The 19,796-nt window shown below is 41.5% G+C and carries 22 protein-coding genes; 3 read left to right on the forward strand and 19 right to left on the reverse strand.

Going from position 1 to position 19,796, the window contains the following annotated elements; all coding sequences use genetic code 11:
• Positions 1–359 precede the first annotated feature (359 nt).
• From AC27EF_RS06740 to AC27EF_RS06785, 10 genes are all read right to left on the reverse strand, one after another.
• Positions 360–1,022 carry a ribonuclease H1 domain-containing protein gene (locus AC27EF_RS06740; protein ID WP_487109799.1) on the reverse strand — a complete coding sequence of 221 codons (663 nt, stop codon included), beginning with the start codon at positions 1,020–1,022 and terminating at the stop codon, positions 360–362.
• Positions 1,023–1,151: 129 nt separating this feature from the next.
• Positions 1,152–1,535, reverse strand: a complete 384-nt coding sequence (locus tag AC27EF_RS06745) for a hypothetical protein (RefSeq protein WP_487109801.1) — start codon at positions 1,533–1,535, stop codon at positions 1,152–1,154.
• Between the two features lie 93 nt (positions 1,536–1,628).
• On the reverse strand, positions 1,629–2,357 hold the full coding sequence (locus tag AC27EF_RS06750; RefSeq protein ID WP_487109803.1) for an energy-coupling factor ABC transporter ATP-binding protein: 729 nt from the start codon (positions 2,355–2,357) through the stop codon (positions 1,629–1,631).
• 41 nt (positions 2,358–2,398) lie between these two features.
• On the reverse strand, positions 2,399–3,202 hold the full coding sequence (gene cbiQ / locus AC27EF_RS06755) for a cobalt ECF transporter T component CbiQ (protein WP_487109805.1): 804 nt from the start codon (positions 3,200–3,202) through the stop codon (positions 2,399–2,401).
• On the reverse strand, positions 3,199–4,194 hold the full coding sequence (locus AC27EF_RS06760) for an energy-coupling factor ABC transporter permease (protein ID WP_487109807.1): 996 nt from the start codon (positions 4,192–4,194) through the stop codon (positions 3,199–3,201). Before AC27EF_RS06760 ends, cbiQ begins: the two co-directional genes overlap by 4 nt.
• Position 4,195: 1 nt before the next feature.
• Entirely contained in the window at positions 4,196–5,065 is an 870-nt protein-coding gene (gene larE, locus AC27EF_RS06765) for an ATP-dependent sacrificial sulfur transferase LarE (RefSeq protein WP_487109809.1), read from the reverse strand.
• A complete protein-coding gene (gene larC / locus AC27EF_RS06770) occupies positions 5,022–6,290 on the reverse strand; it encodes a nickel pincer cofactor biosynthesis protein LarC (protein ID WP_487109811.1) in 1,269 nt (422 codons plus the stop codon). Before larC ends, larE begins: the two co-directional genes overlap by 44 nt.
• Positions 6,283–7,035 (reverse strand): nickel pincer cofactor biosynthesis protein LarB, encoded by a 753-nt coding sequence (gene larB, locus AC27EF_RS06775; RefSeq protein ID WP_487109813.1) that lies wholly within the window; start codon positions 7,033–7,035, stop codon positions 6,283–6,285. The genes larC and larB overlap by 8 nt, the downstream gene beginning before the upstream one ends.
• Positions 7,036–7,256: 221 nt before the next feature.
• Positions 7,257–7,964, reverse strand: coding sequence for a zinc metallopeptidase (locus AC27EF_RS06780; RefSeq protein ID WP_487109815.1), 708 nt, complete (start codon positions 7,962–7,964; stop codon positions 7,257–7,259).
• A gap of 372 nt (positions 7,965–8,336) precedes the next feature.
• Positions 8,337–9,323 (reverse strand): diaminopimelate dehydrogenase, encoded by a 987-nt coding sequence (locus tag AC27EF_RS06785; RefSeq protein WP_487109817.1) that lies wholly within the window; start codon positions 9,321–9,323, stop codon positions 8,337–8,339.
• A 431-nt stretch (positions 9,324–9,754) separates the two neighbouring features.
• Here AC27EF_RS06785 and AC27EF_RS06790 point away from each other — a divergent pair, with 431 nt between their 5' ends.
• The gene (locus tag AC27EF_RS06790; protein WP_487109819.1) at positions 9,755–10,369 is read left to right on the forward strand and encodes a hypothetical protein; all 615 of its coding nucleotides are present in this window, start codon (positions 9,755–9,757) and stop codon (positions 10,367–10,369) included.
• Between the two features lie 47 nt (positions 10,370–10,416).
• Here AC27EF_RS06790 and AC27EF_RS06795 read toward each other — a convergent pair whose 3' ends face one another.
• The 3 genes from AC27EF_RS06795 to AC27EF_RS06805 all read right to left on the reverse strand — a co-directional run bounded on the left by AC27EF_RS06795 (position 10,417) and on the right by AC27EF_RS06805 (position 12,669).
• Positions 10,417–11,076 carry a 3-oxoacid CoA-transferase subunit B gene (locus AC27EF_RS06795; protein WP_487109821.1) on the reverse strand — a complete coding sequence of 220 codons (660 nt, stop codon included), beginning with the start codon at positions 11,074–11,076 and terminating at the stop codon, positions 10,417–10,419.
• Positions 11,077–11,078: 2 nt separating this feature from the next.
• Positions 11,079–11,795 carry a 3-oxoacid CoA-transferase subunit A gene (locus AC27EF_RS06800; RefSeq protein WP_487109823.1) on the reverse strand — a complete coding sequence of 239 codons (717 nt, stop codon included), beginning with the start codon at positions 11,793–11,795 and terminating at the stop codon, positions 11,079–11,081.
• A gap of 79 nt (positions 11,796–11,874) precedes the next feature.
• A complete protein-coding gene (locus AC27EF_RS06805) occupies positions 11,875–12,669 on the reverse strand; it encodes an enoyl-CoA hydratase/isomerase family protein (RefSeq protein WP_487109825.1) in 795 nt (264 codons plus the stop codon).
• Between the two features lie 234 nt (positions 12,670–12,903).
• Between AC27EF_RS06805 and AC27EF_RS06810 the strand changes: the two genes are divergently transcribed.
• Both AC27EF_RS06810 and AC27EF_RS06815 read left to right on the forward strand, forming a co-directional pair.
• Positions 12,904–13,803, forward strand: coding sequence for an ABC transporter ATP-binding protein (locus AC27EF_RS06810; RefSeq protein ID WP_487109827.1), 900 nt, complete (start codon positions 12,904–12,906; stop codon positions 13,801–13,803).
• The gene (locus AC27EF_RS06815) at positions 13,800–14,570 is read left to right on the forward strand and encodes an ABC transporter permease (RefSeq protein WP_487109829.1); all 771 of its coding nucleotides are present in this window, start codon (positions 13,800–13,802) and stop codon (positions 14,568–14,570) included. Before AC27EF_RS06810 ends, AC27EF_RS06815 begins: the two co-directional genes overlap by 4 nt.
• An 80-nt stretch (positions 14,571–14,650) precedes the next feature.
• On the opposite strand, the gene AC27EF_RS06820 is transcribed toward AC27EF_RS06815, so the two are convergent.
• The 6 genes from AC27EF_RS06820 to acpS form a co-directional block, all read right to left on the reverse strand.
• Complete coding sequence (locus tag AC27EF_RS06820; RefSeq protein WP_487109831.1) at positions 14,651–15,379, reverse strand: YebC/PmpR family DNA-binding transcriptional regulator; 729 nt, start codon at positions 15,377–15,379, stop codon at positions 14,651–14,653.
• On the reverse strand, positions 15,363–16,313 hold the full coding sequence (locus tag AC27EF_RS06825) for a hemolysin family protein (protein ID WP_487109833.1): 951 nt from the start codon (positions 16,311–16,313) through the stop codon (positions 15,363–15,365). Before AC27EF_RS06825 ends, AC27EF_RS06820 begins: the two co-directional genes overlap by 17 nt.
• A gap of 73 nt (positions 16,314–16,386) precedes the next feature.
• On the reverse strand, positions 16,387–16,734 hold the full coding sequence (locus AC27EF_RS06830; RefSeq protein WP_487110015.1) for a type II toxin-antitoxin system PemK/MazF family toxin: 348 nt from the start codon (positions 16,732–16,734) through the stop codon (positions 16,387–16,389).
• Positions 16,735–16,832: 98 nt separating this feature from the next.
• Positions 16,833–17,975: an alanine racemase gene (gene alr, locus AC27EF_RS06835; protein WP_487109835.1), complete on the reverse strand. Its 1,143-nt coding sequence runs from the start codon at positions 17,973–17,975 to the stop codon at positions 16,833–16,835.
• On the reverse strand, positions 17,941–19,434 hold the full coding sequence (locus AC27EF_RS06840) for an NAD(P)H-hydrate dehydratase (protein ID WP_487109837.1): 1,494 nt from the start codon (positions 19,432–19,434) through the stop codon (positions 17,941–17,943). Before AC27EF_RS06840 ends, alr begins: the two co-directional genes overlap by 35 nt.
• A complete protein-coding gene (acpS, locus tag AC27EF_RS06845; protein WP_487109839.1) occupies positions 19,431–19,793 on the reverse strand; it encodes a holo-ACP synthase in 363 nt (120 codons plus the stop codon). The genes AC27EF_RS06840 and acpS overlap by 4 nt, the downstream gene beginning before the upstream one ends.
• Positions 19,794–19,796: the final 3 nt, after the last annotated feature.

Raw genomic sequence — 19,796 nt, forward strand, 5'->3', positions numbered from 1 at the left:
AAAAACGAGAAAAATCAAGAAAAACTAAGAACTGGATAGAATCCTTTCGTTTTGGGTGTCTATGCTAGCGGGGACGTTTCACTTTAGTCTTTTGATTGAGTTGAAAAGCTTCGACCTTCACAGCATCATTTGCTTCTGCTTTATTTTGTACCTTTCAGAATAAAACTGACATCACCAACACGAAGAATATCCCGGCTTTCCTTAGTTTTTTTCTTAAAATAAAATCACTCCTTGAAACTATTTCATATTTTTTTCTGAAATCAGGTAATAAAACCCTTGATCTGGGATATTATAACGAATTTCTTCCAAAATATTTGTCGAAGGAATCCGAAAAAATTTATTCTCAAAAAGTTTACTCATCAATTTGGAATTGTTTCTCTTTCTATTTTTTTAAACTCACCATTGGACAGAGGCTGAAAACTGCCGTCTCCGATTCCAAGAGCTGTCTTGGCAAGCATATCTGCCATATCATTATGCAAATCACTGGAATGTCCTTTTACCTTTACAAATTTAATCTGCAAGGATTTTTTTGCCCGCTCAAAAAATTGACAATAGGCTTTTGTTCCCTCTTTTTTTGCAGCCCACTCTCCGGTACACCATTTCTCAATTCCCTCATAGTCATAATAAATTGCAATCTTTTTATAACTATGATTGATCGCATAATCCATGGCTGCCTTTGCTCCTTTAATTTCTCCGGCTACATTTCTCATGGAGATCAGACTGGAATCTGTATATGCTTCTGCAAAATATTTTTCTGATCCCTGCCAAATCAAAACCATTCCATAGGAAAACTTTTTTTGACTATGATCATAGCTTCCGTCTACATAAGCAATCAGCGTCTTTTCATCCACAACCATCTGTTGATTTTCATCCGAAGCCAAAAAAGCTTCTGCTTCCTCCTTTGTCTGAAATCCCTTATATCTTGCGTTGGGAAATCCTGAAACCTGTGCCTTACACGCATCCCATGTTTGATATATACCCAGAGTTCTTCCCTTTTTTACTGCATAAAATTTTCCAGCCATATTCTGATCCTCTTCTTTTTCAAATTTCTTTTTCCAACTCCATTCCTTATCCAAAACAAACCCTTTCAGTACACATGAAATCTTTCATGTAAAGCGTTTACTTTTGGTAATGCTGCGTTAAGCTAATCTTCACATAGTTGTTCCTGCATGAAGATCCGAAATTTGAATTATTTTCACCGATTTCGGAAGCTTCTTTTTGGTCTTTAATTCATATCCGGTTTCCCGGACATCCCGAATATGATAAGATCCGTAACCACAGACAAAAACTATTGCAATCCAACTAAGCAGGCAACTTCGATATAAAAACAGTAAAGCTTTCTTTGCTGTCCCCTGTTTCAAATATTTTTTTGCCGTCTTCCAGACGATTTCCATGATGGCACACACGGTGAGAAAATGAATCGTCAGCATCGCCCAAAGTCCATACACTCTCCATCCCTTATAGATCAAAAATCCAGTCAAACCAAGAGAAATTCCAATGCAAAGATGCCGGTGCTCCTCTAAATGAAAAAGCATTAAGGATCTTCGTATTAAACAAAAAGATAAATTCCCAAGGGAATCCAGACAACTACAGGAAGTATGTACTGTAACATCATTGATTCTGCTCCTTTAACGATGCTGCATAGACAATGGAAGTTCCAAGCCATGCTGTTCTAATAACACTTGATCCGTCAACAGTATTTTACTGTCTCCGTCTCTGACAATTTTTCCATCAGATAAAAGAATTGTACGATCACAAATATCAAAAATCAAGTCCAAATCATGAGAAGCAATGATTTTAGTTCCGGGAAGTTCTTTTAGAACATAAATTAAATTTCTTCGATTCCTCGGATCCAAGGCTACCGACGGTTCATCCAGCAGAATAATTTCGGGCTTCATAGATAAAATTGTCGCAATGGAAGCAAGTTTTTTTTCACCTCCGGAAAGCTGATAAATTTGTTTTTTTTGAATCTTTTCAATATGTACTGCAGACAGCGCTGCTTGTACTCTCTCTTCCACTTCCTGCTCAGAGTACCCGTAATTTCTCGGCGCAAACGCCACATCTTCATAAATTGTTGACATAAAAAGCTGACTATCCGAATCCTGGAAGACATATCCGATTTTTTCACGAATTTGTGCAAGATTTTCCTTTTCCACTGACATTCCGCATACAGACAGCTCCCCCCGGTATTCCGTCAGGATACCTACCAGAAGCTTTAACATTGTGGATTTACCAACACCATTGGCACCGATCAGCCCTATAGTTTCCCCCTCCTCTACCTGAAAAAAAATATTTTTAAGAACCGCTTCTTTTTCATGATAAGCAAACGATAAATTCTTTGCTTCGATTTTTTTCATAACACTCCATATCCTTTCTGCCGACGTCTCCCATGCCACTCTTAAAATCCGGCAAACCGCCCAATAATCCAAAACAACGGAATTTGACGGTAAAGCCAAAAACAAAGTACCCAGAAGAATGTATAACATATGTCCGACGCCCTTCCTTTTGTGCTATATTTGATCCGAAATGTCCCATCATAGCCCCGCAAAAGCATACTTTCATATACCACCTGCGCCCGGTCCACGCTTCGCAAAAGCATTTGCCCGGCCAAAGATCCCCAAGCCTTCCAGTGAATCCCTTTCTGTTTTGGCGCGCGCATTTCATAAGCCAATGTAATCCTCTCGGCTTCCTTCAAAAGAACAATGATATAACGTTCCATCAAAAGAAGCATGGTCAAAAAACTTTTTGGCACACGAAGACACTGGAGCCCATAACAGATCTGATCCATTGACGTGGTCGCAATGAACAAATAAGACGCTAAAATCGCATAGATTCCTTTTAACATTAATGTTATCATAGATACGCCCCCTCCTGTTACTGCAAAAGCTCCCATTTGCAGTATGATCCGATGGTCAAAAAAGGGATTCGCAATCCCTACGGCAGCCGTCAGGAAAAAAACCACCTTTAATTTTCCCACTGTCCGTTTTATAGAAATCCCACTCAATGTATACATAAAGAGCAGATAAAAACCCATGCCAAAAAGACCGATACCATCATATTTATCAAAGGATATTACGGTTAAAATATAGAAAAAAGTCACCAAAAGCTTTGACAGTGGATGCAGCCTTTGCATCCACTGATCTTTTGATGCCATATCGTCTAAATAATGCAGTTCATAGATTGTATTTCTTATCCGATTCACAGTTTCTTCGCTTTCCGTTTTTTTAATGACTGCAGCAATATACAAAGCAGGATACATACTGCTGCCACAATCAAGGCGCCCACAATCCCCGAAAAGGATGTGCCTGCCGCTCCATGACTCCCTCGAAAAGAATAATCCGGCAGCACTGCTGTAATCTCCTGTATATTTTTTGATATTGTATAAAAAATACCGCTGGCACCTAATTCTGCAGTTCCTGCCACTTTTTCCATAGACCATTCCAAACCGTCTGGATTGGAAGATGCCACAAGGGACAGCAGTCCTCCAATGACAAAGACAGCTCCTGTTAAAATTACAACCGTACCTTTGTAGGATAGTTTTCCGTGAACCTTTTGGCTGGTCCACAAAAGCTCCGGTCTTGCCTCATAAATAAAACACAGAACCGCTGCAGTAATCAATCCTTCCACCAGACCAATGACCAGATGAATCGGTTGCATCATTCCCGCGAATACCGCAAACGGAAGCTCTGTAATTCCAGATGCCAGAGTTTCAAGGGTCACAGAAAATGCACCCATCTGCAAAGTAAAGACACAGCCAAGAACCGATGCGAACATAATCCTGGGTTTTGAAATTCCACGGCGCATTGCAAGTCTCCAGATCACCCATCCTCCAACAAAGCACCCGTAAAATGCCATGTTAAAGATATTCGCTCCAAGAGCCAAAAGACCTCCGTCTGCAAATAATAAGCATTGTACCAAAAGTACGCCGATCATTGTAAGAAAACCGGCAAAAGGACCTAAAATTGCCGACAGCATCATCCCTCCGCACAAATGACCGGAAGACCCCGTTCCCGGAATGGTAAAGTTTATCATCTGTGCCGCAAATACAAATGCCCCCATTACTCCCATCATCGGTATTTTTTTTGTGTCTGTCTCTAAATGAACTTTTTTCATTGAATATGTCATCGCCGCCGCAGAACATACATACATTGTTCCGGCTACTGTCGGCGATACCAGCGCATCTGCCATATGCATTTTAAAATCCTCCTTCCTCTTTCTGAATATAAATATCCATACTTCCGGATCGAAAACCTTCCAGATCCAATGTCACATAGGAATATCCAAGCTGCTTTAAATGAGAAACCACAGATTCCCGATGTTCCATGACACAGGCAAAGGAATCTGGATCGGCCTCTATTCGTGCCGTCTCTCCATGAATCCGAGCCCTGACATTATAGAGCCCCAGATTGCGCAAATACCTTTCTGCCTGATCCACTCGTTTTAATTTCTCATAAGAAAGCTCTGTTCCATAGGGAAACCGTGTCGCAAGACAGGGCATTGAAGGTTTATTGGAGACCGAAATGTGATATTCTTTCGCAAACTGCCGAATTTCCTTCTTTGTAAGTCCTGCATCTGCTAAAGGGCTTAGAATCTTAAGCTCCCTGACCGCTTTGATCCCCGGTCTCCAAACATGAAGATCATCCTCATTGGTTCCTTCCATAACAACAGAAACCTCAAGCTTATCTGCCAGCTCTTTTATTTTCTGAAACAAAAATTTCTTACAGCGATAGCACCGATCATTTGGATTCTCTTTGATTCCCGCATCGGTAAGTTCATCAATCTTTAGCTCCAGAAAGATGGCTCCGGCTTTTTTGGCTTCTTTCGCTGCCGCCTGTTTCTCGCCAGATGGATGAAGCATCGTCTGCAAATACGCAGCATAAACTTTTGTGCCATATACTTTCGCCTGCTCACAAGCCATCCAAAGCAGGAAGCTGCTGTCAACTCCCCCGGAAAACGCAAGCATCACATCCTCTTTCGCATAACTTTTCATCCGCCGCCTGAGATCCTGAAATTTCTCCTGACTATTTTTCATTCTCATCTTTCCACTTTCTGCAAACTTCTTCATAAACCTCCCGATATGAAACCCCTTGCTGTCTGCTAATCGCTCTTATCGAATCATATTCCGGATAGGCAAATTCTTCGCCTTCATACTGACAAACTTTCAGCTGCGCTGTTCCCAACTGCGTCTCAATGGTTTCTGCTCTTCGTTCAAGAATGGTTCGCTCCATGGAAATGCAACGTATTCCAATGGTTGTGGTTTCCTTGAATATGATTCTTTCCAGTTTCTCCCGATCTTTTTTATCACAAAGAACATTTAACTGATATGCCGGACGATTTTTCTTCATATACACCGGAAAATAATGAACATCCTTTGCCCCTGCTTCAAATAAACGCTCCATGGCATAACCCAGTACTTCTCCGCAGGAATCATCAATATTGGCTTCCAATTTCAAAATCTGATCTCTGCAATTTTCTTTGGAACAAATCAGCATCCCTCGCAGGAGACTCGGACGCTGGTATTGGCGTTTTCCAAGACCGATTCCAATCTTTTGCACCTGAAAAACTTCGGGGATCCGGTCGGAAGTCTTAATTGCCGCTGCAATCGCGGCGCCTGTCGGAGTCACCAATTCTCCCTGTACCTCAACCAAACGAAGTGGCAGCTGATGCTGCTGCACAATATTTAACACAGCCGGAACGGGAATTGAAAGAATCCCGTGCTGACATCTTATCATGCCTTTCCCTTCACAAAGTTCCGGAATGATAACATTTTCAATTTGCAGATCATCTATGCAAAATGCCGCCGCACAAATATCCGCAATCGAATCAATGGCTCCAACTTCATGAAAATGGACAGATTCGATGGATTCCCCATGCGCTTTTGCCTCTGCCTGCGCCAGAATTCGGAAAATATCCGCTGCAATCTTTTTTGCCCGATCCGTAAGTCCGGAATGTTCAATTATGGAAAGACACTCCGAAAGGTTCCGATGGTCATGATGAGGAACATGATGAATTTCTTCCGGATTGCTTCTTTCATCCTTGTGCATATGTCCATGGAGATATTTCATATCATGATCATGATTTTCATGCGCTTGATCCAAGATCACATGAAAATCGTACCCTTCAATCCCGGCTTTCTTTTTCCTGCAGATTTCAATCTGAAATCCCTCTTCCGGTAATTGTTCCAACACCTGAATTAATTTTTCTTTATCTGCACCAAGGTCCAGCAGTGCACCTACAAACATATCTCCGCTGATTCCGCTCTGACATTCTAAATATAACGTTTTACCCATTATATACCCCCATTCGGTTAATCTGCGACGCCATATATCCTGCTCCGTATCCATTGTCAATGTTCACAACAGCAACCCCGTTGGCACAGGAATTAATCATTGTCAGCAATGCAGATATTCCGTTCAAATTGGCGCCATATCCGATGGACGTAGGAACTGCAATTACCGGTTTATCTACCAAACCTCCGATGACACTTGCCAGCGCCCCTTCCATCCCCGCTGCCACAACAATGCAGTTGGCGCTTTGAATTGTCTCGATTCTCGCAAACAACCGATGGATTCCACTGACCCCGACATCATAAATACGCTCCACAAAATTTCCGAAAAATTCTGCGGTCTGCGCGGCTTCTTCCGCTGTCGGAATGTCCGCGGTTCCCGCAGTACAGACTGCAATCTTGCCTGTCCGTTTCTTTCTCTGTTTCTCGATTTTAACAATACGGGAAATCTCATCATATTGAATTTCCGGATAATATTTTTTCAGCAGCTCATACTGGTATTTGGATGCACGAGTTCCAAACACCTCCCCTTCCTCTTCATATAACTTCCCAATGATTTGAAGTAAATGCTCGTCTGCTTTCCCGCTGCAAAATACAACTTCCGGAAATCCTGAACGAAGTTTTCTGTGAGTATCAATTTTGGCATACCCTAAATCTTCAAAAGGCTGCCTGCGCAAAAACCTCGCCGCCTCCCGTACTGACACTTCACCTTTCTGTACTTTTCTTAACAGCAGTTCAAGTTCTGTCATTGATTGGAGCCCTCCTTATTTAAATTGGTTCTACCAATTATTCTATTCTCATCATAATAGATTCCACAGGAAAAGTCAAGTTCTATTGTGCTATATGTATTTTTTAAAAACTATTTTTCATTTATTTTTATATATTTTGCACAACTTTTAGTCTCTTTGCTTTGAAACATTGAAAATGCCCGGTATTCACCAGGCATTTTTTCTTTGCAAAGACTTTTCAATTAATCTCGATCTCTTCCACCGAACAATAGAATCAAACGCAGCAAACTTAAAATTGCTGCTGCAGCGCTGGCAACATAAGTGAGAGCTGCTGCCGACAACACCTTCCGCGTCTGCTCTACTTCTTCTCCATACATAATTCCTGTATTTCCAAGAATTTTCAAAGCACGGGAGGAAGCATTGAATTCCACCGGCAATGTAATCAACTGAAATAATACTGCCAGTGAAAACAGAACAATTCCCACATTGATCAGCGTCTGATTCATACCAAGAAAAATTCCTCCGATAATAAAAATCCAAGATAATCCTGAGCCCAAATTTACCGCAGGAACTAACGCTCCCCGAATTGTTAACGGCGCATAATTTTGCTGGTGTTGAATGGCATGCCCGCACTCATGAGCCGCGACTCCAATCGCCGCAATGGAATCAGATCCATAGGTGGAATCGGAAAGACGAAGAACTTTACTTCTTGGATCATAGTGATCCGTCAGTTCTCCTCCTACTCTCTCAACAGACACATCAAAAATTCCTGCCTGTCTCAGGATTCTCTCTGCTGCCTGAGATCCAGTCAGTCCACAATGACATCTCACCCTCTGATATCTGCGAAATGTAGAATTCATTTTAGAGGATGCAACCATTGTAATAATTACACCAATTAAGACCAGAATATAGGTTCTGTCAAAATAAAAACTACCAAACGGAAAATACATAACAATTCCCTTCTTTCTCTTTACTTGTAAAAAATTATATCGTTAGTATCCAACGAAATCAAGATGTTTATGTGGAACTTTATGAAATATTCATAAGTTTTAGATTTATTTCATTCTGTTCTCAGTCAAAAACAGAAAGGAAATCATTTCAATTCTTGAAAACAGAGATGTCAAAACGATATTTCGTATGCGTTAAATGAATTTAGCCCGCACAAAATCAACGAATTGCGCGAGCTAAACTAAAAATTCTCAGAAAACATCCCCATAAATTCTGTATAAATGAATATTCGGTTTTGATATTTTTCCTTTTCCTGAATGAGAAATAGAAAAAAATTTAGTCTGTTTATTTTTTTCTAATCATCTTTAACTCTTTTATAACAGATCTTTTCTCAGTTCTTCCCCTGATTTTGGACTTAAATCAGCCGGTGCAATATCAAATACCGTCTTACATCCGCTCTGTCCCTCTTTCCATAATTTGTATGCAGCTCTTGCATATGCTACAATCACGCTGGATGTAAATTCCGGATTTGAATCTAACTTTAAACGATACTCAATCAAGTGTTGATTTTCTTTGTTCCATCCGGTGCAGCCGCTTCTTAATACAAATCCGCCATGAGGAATTGCACTGTGATCACGATCCAGCTCTTCCTGACTGATAAAGTGTACGGTTGTATCGTAATCGGCAAAATAATTTGGCATGGACTTGATTTCTTCTTCTACTCTGGCGGCATCCGCTCCATCTTCCAATACAACAAAACATTCTCTCGTATGTTTCTCTCTTGTTGTCAGCTCTGGATTCTCACCATTTCTTACTGCCTCCAGAGCAGCTTCTGCCGGAATTGTATATTGCTTTCCATCTTTTACCCCATTGACGCGCCGAATTGCATCGGAGTGTCCCTGACTGACACCTCTTCCCCAGAATGTATAATCCTTCCCTTCCGGAAGAATTGCATTGGCATACATACGGTTTAAAGAGAACATTCCCGGATCCCAGCCAACGGAAATAATTCCGACTTTTTTTCCTTCTTTTGCCGCTGCATCTACATTGGCAAAATGTTCCGGAATTCTCGCGTGTGTATCGAAGCTGTCTACCACATTAAACATCTTCGCAAACTCCGGAGTCTGTACTGGCAGATCTGTCGCACTTCCTCCGCACAAAATCATAACATCAATTTTATCTTTCCAATTCGGCGCCTCATCTACTTTACATACTTTTGCGGATTCTGTGAGAATCGTCACAGTTTTCGGATCTCTTCTTGTAAAGACTGCCGCAAGTTCCATATCAGGATTCTGTCTGATGGCACATTCAACTCCTCGTCCCAAATTTCCATATCCCATAATTCCAATTTTGATACTCATATGATTCTCCTCTTTATCTGAAGTTTTCTTTGATTCAGTTTCGATTGCCACTGCTACGCAATCAAAGAAAGTATACCATCAAAATCATGGGATTTCAACATTTATTCTCATTAGATCTCTTTCTTGTGATGCTCTCTCCAGTGCACCTTACAGGACATTTTTTTCACTTCCATCCGACAGACACAAACCTGATCTAAGGACGTCGGCATAAATTCCCAGTCCAATTTCCCAGATACTTTTTTAAGAATCTGATTCAATCACCTGATCAATTTTTTCCAAAACTTCTCTTTCCTGTCTTCACATTTGTTCTTTCTTCTCCTATTTTAGCATAAGCTGAAAATACCGCCCATCGCTGCTGACTTCCGTCGCTTTTCCTGTTATAATCATAGAAAACAACTATGTCTCATTCAGGAAAGAAGGAGTTTATCATCATGTCATTTACCGGTATTTTTAAAGCAAGAGATGGAATTGTTGCCATTGCAGATTCAAAAGCTTCCATCAAAGAACATGGACACTATATAGAAGATGTTGGAAGAAATCCCCAAAAACTTTTTCCTTTTGCCAACGGGATCGCAGTTACTTTTGGCGCCAACCAGATCCTTGTTCAAAATCCCAATGAGCTTTTCTCGAAAACAATTGCCATAGAAACCATTGTCTGCGAATATCTCCATCAAAAAAACACCTTGGATGCTTCTTTTTTTCAAACATTTTTAGTGAAAATGACGTCCAATCCGTCCAATCAGGAACCTGTGAATTTTTTAATCGGCCGAAAAATCCGCAACGGAGAATATCTTCTGGAACATCATCAAATTCGTGCAAATCGCTATGCCCAACGTCTGGCATCCAGCTCCGATCACTATTTTACCGGAGGCTCCGAGCTTTATAAACAGGCATTCGATCAGATTGACTATCTAAACCAGATTACTTCTGCCGAAATTCTTCAAAAATTTATCGCCTCCAAACTGGATACTCTCATCCGATTTTACGACCAAACGCTCTCCTATAATCCAGTTGGTCATCCGGTAAAGTCCTACATTTTACGATAACTTCAAAGGCGGTATCTGCCTTCCTTCAACGATACCGCCCTTTTCTTTTATTTCATCACGCCAATTTCATCCGGAACTATAACATCAGCCTCGGTACATGCCAAAATATCATCCACCGTATACCCTTCTGCGATCTCCCTCAAAACAAGCCCTTCTGCCGTTACTTCAAAATAGCATTTTTCCGTTACAATATCTGTCACGCATTTTGCACCGGTCAGCGGAAGCGTACATTTCTTTAAAATTTTTGACTTTCCGCTTTTTTCACAGTGATCTGTGGCAACAATAATTTTTTTAACACCGGCACATAAGTCCATTGCGCCGCCCATCCCGGGAACTAATTTCCCGGGAATGGTCCAGTTTGCAATATTGCCTTCCTGATCCACCTGAAGTGTGCCTAAGACAGCTGCGTCAATATGTCCGCCGCGAATAAAAGCAAAAGACATTTCATGATCATAAACGCTTCCACCGACAATCACAGAAGCCGGCTGTCCGCCTGCGTCGATAATATCAATATCTGCCTCATCCCAACTGGGAGAAGGACCACTTCCTACGGTTCCAATCTCTGCCTCCAGCCATAGATCTACGCCTTCCGGAAGATAATTTACACACATCAACGGAAGTCCAATCCCAAGATTAACAAAATCACCATCCTTAAAAAACTTTGCGCATCGGGATGCAATCAATGCACGTCCTGTCAATCCTGCCATCGCTATTCCCCCCCTTCTGCTTTCGCCTTCGCGCGCTTCCACATTGGACACATCGGTCTTTTTTCTCCGGTTCTCTCATAAACCATATCAATGACAGGTGCCGGAACATCAATTTCCTCCGGACCCAGCTCTCCGACCTCTACAATTTCCTCAACTTCCACGATCACCACATCTGCTGCCAATGCCATTGTACTATTGGTTGCTCTGGAATTCATACGGAAGGAAATATTTCCGGCTTTGTCCGCTTTGGTTGCCTTGATAAGCGCCACATCTGCATGAAGGGGGAGCTCCAGCAAATATTCTTTTCCGTTAATCGTAAATTTTTCTTTTCCTTCCTCCACATCCGTTCCAACGCCTGTCGGGGTCAGACATCCTCCAAGTCCTGCACCTCCGCACCGAATACGTTCCGCAAAAGTACCCTGCGGGCTAAATTCAATTTCCAGCTCTCCCGCAAACATCTGGTCTCTGGCCACCGGGTTCAGCCCGATATGCGTTGTAATCAAATGTTTCACTCTGTGATCATAAATCAGCTTTCCAAGACCTTGATCCGGCATTCCGGCTGAAACTGCAATGGCATCAATATCCCTGATGCCTTTCTCCAGCATTCCATCAATGATTTCATCCGCGGCAAACTCTCCATGCCAGTCTCCAAACATGATCGTTTGTCCGTTCTGAAACTTCGATAGAGCTTCTTCCCTTGTCACTACTTTTGATTTCAAATGCTTACCTCCTTCCACCCAGACAATCGGACGTTCGCTTCATCCTCGGGGTTTCCACATTCACTGAAATCGACTTCTTTTACTTACCCTTAAATTCTGCTTTTCGCTTTTCCATAAAAGCTTTTACACCTTCTATAAAATCATCGGAAGCAGCACATTCACGTTGCGTAGGAATTTCACACTCATCCAAGTACTTTTTATAGTCTGCAAGACTTGCCTGATACATTTGTTTCTTGATGTTTTTGTAGGAAAGCAAAGGTCCTGAGGCAAATTTCTTTGCAAGCTTCATTACAGCGTCATCCAGCTCCTCTGCCGGAACAACATCATAAACCATACCGGCTTCCTTTGCTTGCTCTGCCTTCATCGGACGACCGGTGATGCAAAGTTCCATTGCACGCTGTGTTCCCAGACTTTTTGCGAATAAATAGGTTCCTCCGGTATCGGGAACTAATCCAAGATTGACAAATGCCATAATGAATTTTGCATTGTCCGCACATACAACAAAATCTGCAGAAAATGCCAGACTCACACCCGCACCGGCAGCCGCACCGCTGACACTGGAAATGACCAGCTTGCTCATCCGCTTCAGCCCGTCTGTCACATTCCCGACTTTCCCGATCAAAGAATCCATATTCACTTCTCCGCCCTGCTGAATCAGATGATAAAAATAACCAATATCACCGCCGGCAGAGAATGCTTTTGGCATTCCTCGCAGAACAACAACCTTTACCTCAGGATCTTTCTCACATGCATCCACAACGTACATTAGTTCATCTGCCATTTGATCATCGATCGCATTCAGATTTTTCATGTAGTTCATAGTAATGATTCCAATCCCATCTTCGACTACATACTGCAGCTTTTTCAGTTCCATCGGCTCTCCCTCCTTCATAATTTGTATTTCATTGCTATAATTTTATTATAACATTTTCAACAAACTATTTCAATTAATAAACCTCATTTATCGGTATTTTGCACAAAAATTTTATGCAAAAGACATTTTAGGGCTTTTGTGTTAGAATTTAGATTACTGATTTAAAAAATCCCCCTGCGTAACGTCTTGCTTGTGACGCTGCGTGATGATATAAAGTTAAGGAGGATTCTTAATATGGATATGCTCCGTATTACAAATTTAAAAAAGCGTTTTGGAGATAAAGAAGTTTTGACAGGATTAAATCTATCAATTCCCGAACACAGCGTTTTTGGTTTTGTGGGAAAAAACGGTGCCGGCAAAACGACAACAATGAAATTGATTCTGGGACTTCTAAAAACAGACAGCGGAGAAATAGTAATATCCGGTCATAAAGTCAGATATGGGCAAACCTTAACAAATCGCTATGTTGGTTATCTCCCCGATGTTCCAGAATTCTATTCATTTATGACAGCCGAAGAATACTTGAAATTGTGCGGTGAAAGTTTGGAAATGAAAAGTAAGGATATTGACAGGAGAAGCAAGGAACTTCTTTCTCTTGTAGGTCTCCCGAAAGAACATCATCGCATCAAAGGTTTTTCCAGAGGAATGAAACAAAGATTCGGGATCGCTCAGGCGCTTCTTGGGCGCCCGAAAATTTTAATTTGCGATGAACCAACCTCAGCACTTGACCCGATTGGAAGAAAAGAAATTCTTGATATTCTTCTTTCTGCCAGAAAACAGACAACGGTATTATTTTCAACACATATTTTGTCGGATGTCGAACGAATCTGCACTGATGTCGCTTTCTTAAACAACGGAAAAATTGCTGTGCAGGGATCTGTTTCTAACCTAAAAAGAGAGTGTCATTCCCATAAATTCATTGTGGAAACCACAAACACAAAAGCTGCTGAATTTCTTTCTGCGATATTTACAGAAGCTCAGCTTACCGAAAAAGATACCCTTGTCTTCTCTGGCGATACATCCGAAATGTTTCAGGTGCTTTCAGTTATTACAAAACATAAAATACCGATTTCTAAAATCGAATGTGCCGAATCTTCTTTGGAATCTCTGTTTATGGAGGTGATATCAAAATGAAATCGTGGATTGCTTTTTTTAAAAAAGAGATGCTTGAATCTGTTCGAAGCGGAAAGCTCACAGTTCTCAGTATTTTGTTTTTAATTTTCGGTATTATGAATCCGGCGATTGCAAAACTCACACCGTGGATGCTTGAACTGCTTTCCAGTTCTCTGACAGACAACGGAATCCTTGTCACAGAGGTAACAATCAATGCGCTTACTTCCTGGACACAATTTTTCAAGAACATTGAGATCGCTTTCCTTATATTTGTGTTAATCTTCAGCGGTATTTTCACAAGAGAATATCAGTCAGGTACACTTATTCTCATGTTAACCAAAGGACTTTCCCGCTCTAAAGTCGTTCTTGCAAAATTTGCTGCAATGCTTTTTGCATGGACCCTCGACTATTGGCTATGCTTTGCTGTTACTTATGGATATAACTCTTATTTTTGGAATAACAGGATTGTGGTTAGATTGGCGCCGGCAGCAGTTCATTGGTGGCTCTTCGGAATATGGACCATATGTGTTATGGTACTATTTTCCGCTCTTAGCAAAAGCCATACCGGAGTGCTCCTGGGAACAGGCGGCAGTGTTTTCGGCATGTATCTTCTTAGCCTTTTCCCAAAAATCAGAACCTACAACCCTATTGCCTTCATGAAAAGTGCCCCCTTGCTCACCGGAGCCCAATCAATAGAAATTTATAGAGCAGCACTTCTGATCACAATTTTAATGTGTGTTTCTTGTCTCATTGTAAGCATTGCTGTGTTGAATAAACGGCAGTTTTAGAATCAAGTAAATACCTTTAACTTCAAATAGAAAAATGCCGGCAAAGCCCTTGACACAGGCAATACCGGCATTTATCAAATTTACTCGTCCCAGTTGTGATACACTTCTTGAACATCATCATCTTCATCCAGCAAATCCAACGTTTTTTGAAGACTCTTAATATCGTCTTCACTGGTTAACTGCACCATCGTTCCCGGAATCATTGTTACATTGGCATCTGCCATCGGGATTCCCTCTTTTTCGAGGGTTTCTCTTACCCGGCTGAAATCATCCGGCGCAGTTAGTACCTCAAAGCTATCCTCTTCTTCCACAAAGTCCTCCGCGCCCGCGTCCAGCGCAATCATCATCAGATCGTCCGACTCCATTTCACACTCTTCCTTGGAAATAATAATCTGCCCTTTTTTCTCAAACATATAGGAAACACATCCCGGCGTTCCGACATTTCCATTCCCCTTTGTAAATGCGCTCCGTACGTTGGATGCCGTACGATTTTTATTATCCGTTAAAGTATCAACAATAATAGCAACTCCGCTTGGACCGTATCCTTCATATGTAATCTGCTCATAATTCACGGAGTCTGCATCTCCCGCTGCTTTTTTAATTCCGCGCTCGATGGTATCATTCGGCATATTATTTGCCTTTGCCTTGGCAATAACGTCACGAAGTCTGCTGTTATTATCCGGATCCGGACCTCCCTCTTTGACTGCTACCGCAATTTCTCTTCCGATGACAGTAAAAATTTTTCCTTTTTTCGCATCATTTTTTTCTTTCTTGTGTTTAATGTTTGCAAATTTACTGTGTCCTGACATCTTTTTCTTCCTTCCTTTTTCTTTTTTCCACTTTTACCTGTCGAATCATTTTATCATGAATATCAACAGACTGAAATGAATATCCTTCATATAATATTTCTATTTCTTCATTGTCCTCCGGCAGATGCCCCAGATGATCAATCAAAAATCCATTCAGCGTCTCAACGTCTTCCACATCAAATTCAATTCCGAGAACGTCTTCTAATTCTTCCAGCCGCGTGCTCCCTCTTACGAGATATATATCGGCCCATCCAATCTTCGTGACGTTGCGGTCCTCAATATCATACTCATCCCAAATATTTCCCACAATCACTTCCAGCATATCTTCCATTGAGACAAGGCCCTCTGTCTGACTATATTCGTCAATTACAATTGCCATGTGGATTTTTTTCGTCTGCATCTCCTGGAATAATACCGATAAGTTCATCGTCTGATGCACAAAAAAAGGCTCCCTTGCAACTTCTGAAAGTTTTGCATCCTTTTTATTGAGATACGCATCAATCACATCTTTTAAATACAGCACGCCGATAATATTATCAATATCATCCTCGTAAAGCGGATATCTGGAATAAGGTTTATCCAGCATATAGCTCAGCGCTTTCTCAATGGATACAGAAACCTCAATGGCATCGATCTTCTTTCTGGAGGTCATGACATCAGTTACATCTTTGTCTCCAAATTCAAAAATATTTGTAATCATTTTGGCCTCGCCTTCCATGATCGCACCCTGTTCATGACCTTCATTGACAATGTTCATGATTTCTTCTTCATATTCATTGTCTTCTTCTTTTTCATTTTCCTGCTCTGAAGGATGCAGCTTCCTTTTGGCTTCCTTCAGCTTTTCCCGCTGTTTCCAAAAAAAATACCCAGCCGCAAATCCCACCATCGCGGTAAAGCATACGACAAGAAACACCGAGACATTATTTTCCATCATCACTTTCTCCTTTTTTGAAACCTAAATTCAATATATCATTTCCAAAAGAAAAGGTCAACTTTCCTGCGTCCGGCTATGTATCAAGACTTAAACTGATCCGCAGTGCGTGATCCACCTGATCTAAAAAATCACAATTTAAATGACATACTTTTTCTCTGAGTCTGCTTTTATCAATGGTACGAATCTGTTCCAACAAAATGACAGAGTCCTTCTCCAGTTGACATTTCCGACAATCCAACGGCACATGTGTCGGCAGTTTTGCCTTGTTCATCTTGCTTGTAATGGCTGCACAGATTATCGTAGGACTATATCGGTTTCCGGCATCATTTTGCAAAACGATCACAGGGCGAATCCCCCCCTGCTCTGACCCCACCACCGGTCTTAAATCTGCATAAAATATATCCCCTCGCTTTATTACCATAATCATAAACACTCTCCATTTCTCTCTTTTTTAGTTTATGAAGAGTATTGACATTTCTTTCAAAAGTATTCAAAGAAACCCTTATTTTTCAAAAAAACCTAGGATTCTGAATTGTTTCCAACATAAACACGAGGTACCCGTTTTCCGATTCCGCAAATAAACTCATAATGAATCGTCTGGGCAAGCTCTGCAACTTCTTCCACTGAAATTTCACAGTCCCCATCTTTGCCAATCAATGTAACTTCATCCATGACAGAAACTCCTTCAATGTCCGTCACATCTACCATAAACTGATCCATACAAATTCTTCCCACAATCGGTGCATATTGACCCCGGATCAGCACCCTGCCTTTGGAAGAGAGAAGTCTGGGATATCCGTCTGCATATCCTACGGGAATTGTAGCAATTTTGGTTCTTCTGCTGGTTACGTAAGTATAATTATAGCTGATCCCTTCTCCTGCCTCGACTTCTTTTATATGGACAATGTGTGTTTTTAAAGACATTGCCGGCTGTAAATCCAGTATATTTCTTGATACTTCTTTGGATGGATAAAGCCCGTACGTTATAATTCCAGACCGCACCATATCTTTGCGATACTTTTGAAGATCTATGATCGCTGCGCTGTTGGAAACATGTTTTATGGGGATTTCGACTCCCCTTTCCGAGAGTTCTTTTACAAACCAATCAAATTTTTCCTCCTGTTTTGCAGCTGAACTTTTATTGGCTTCATCTGCGCAGGCAAAATGTGTAAAAATACCTTGAATCTTAAGATTCGGAAGTCTCGAAATCTTTTCAACGATCTGTACCGACTCTTCGGTAGGCTGAAACCCGATTCGGTTCATTCCCGTATCAACTTTAATATGAATTTTGGCATCTTTGCCCAGAGCCTGTGCAATCTTTGACAAGGACTCTGCCATTTCAAAACAAAAAACCGTAGGCTCAATATCATATTGAATCATAGAGCTGTACTGATATTCCGAAGTGTATCCCAAAATCAAAATGGGCTGTCGAATGCCATGATTGCGCAGTGTAATTCCCTCTTCCATAATGGCAACCGCAAAAGCGTCCGCTCCAATCTTATTCAGCGCTCTTGCCACAGGAACTGCTCCATGCCCATATCCGTCCGCCTTAATCACCGGCATAACCTTTACTTCCGGTCCCACAATTCGTTTCACTTCTCTCATATTATGACAAATTGCATCCAAGTCAATCACTGCATGCACTCGATAATACTGATTCATGTCTTCCTCCTGTAACATCCTTTATGTGATCTAAAATATCTGACGCAATCATGCTGTAGGCTCCTTTTTCTTCCCTGGCAGCATCTCCCGCCAAACCATGAAGATATACGCCTCTCACAGCTGCCTGATTTGGTGTCATTCCAGAACCAAGCAGTCCTGTAATCATTCCTGCCAAAACATCTCCGCTGCCTCCGGTTGCCATTCCGTGATTGCCGCTTTGATTCATATACAACCGTTTTTCTTCTTCTGCAACAACCGTTGCGGCGTCTTTTAAAACAGCTGTAGCATGAAAAATTTCCGAAATGCGCTCTGCCATCCGGCAAAAATCTTCCTGAATTTCTTCTCTTGTTACTCCGAGAAGTCTGGCAGCCTCCAAAACATGCGGGGTCAGCACCAATCCATGAGCATATGATAGATTCATTCGGTAACGGCTGATCAGATTCAATCCGTCGGCATCAATTACAAGCGGTACTTTCCCGTATTCCAAAAGAAATTGAAGCATCTCTTTTGCATCATCCGAAATACCGATTCCCGGTCCAAACAAAACACAATCACACCAGGATAAAGCTTCTTTGATTTCTTTATATTCTCCAAACAGACATTCCGGCAATCTCGTCTGAAGTACTCTGCGGTTTTCTCTGTGAGACAAGACCTTCACCAGCCCTGCGCCCATTCTAAGTACTGCCTCCGCTGCAAAGCAGGCGGCGCCTGACATTGTTTCATTGCCCGCAATGACCAGTACCTTTCCGTAAGTTCCCTTGTTGGAATAATTTTCTCTTTTGGGCATGAGATTCCGAGGATTTTCAAGCGTAAATGCCGTGGCATATTTTTGTATCGTTTGGTCATGAAAACCGATGGATGCCAATCTTGTATCTCCACAATAATCTCTCCCCGGATACAGCAAATGACCTCTCTTGAATCCGCCGAACGTCACGGTAGCATCCGCACGAACGGCACATCCCATAATTTTTCCGGTATCCCCATGAATCCCGGAAGGAATATCAATCGAGAGAACCCTCTTCCCTGAAACATTGATCTGCTCAATGATCTCTTCATATTCCCCTTTGATTTCTCTTGTCAGTCCCACTCCGAAAATTCCTTCAATCAACAGATCGTAAGAAGCAATCTCTGCCTGCCGCAAAAATTGATATCCGAGATTCTCTAAAATTTTCAACTGTAATTTCAGATCCTCCGATGCTTTTTCCAAATTCCCAACAATCATAACATCCACTGAATATTGTTGTTCCAAAAGAATTCTGGCTGTGGCCAATGCATCGCCGCCATTATTTCCAATTCCCGCAATCACCAAAATTCTGGCATCTCCATTTACGCAGGACATTGCACACTCAGCTACAGCTTGGGAGGCCCTCTCCATCAAAACCAGTCCGGGAATTTTAATTTTATGAATGGTTTCCCGATCAATATCCTGCATTTCCTGACTTTTCAATACATATTTCATTGTCGTTCTCCTATTACAAAGGCCTGTACCAATGCTTCCGTATTGGTAATGGAAACATGGATTTGTTCAATTCCAAGTTTTTGTGCCATTTCTTTTGCACGTCCACAAAGGCACACAAACGGCGCGCCTTTCTTGTCTCTTAAAACTTCAATCTCAAACGGTTCTACACCGAAAAAGCCGGTTCCAAATACTTTGGAAACGGCTTCTTTTACAGCAAAATTGCCGGCTAAAGTCGCAGCATTATTCTTTGCACAAACTAATTCTTTGGTTGTAAAAATTCTTTTGAGACCACTTTGTCTTGAAAGCATTGCTCTGATTCGCTCAATTTCCACAAGATCCGTTCCAATTCCGATGATCATCGT

It is taken from the genome of Anaerostipes stercorihominis (assembly GCF_057535655.1).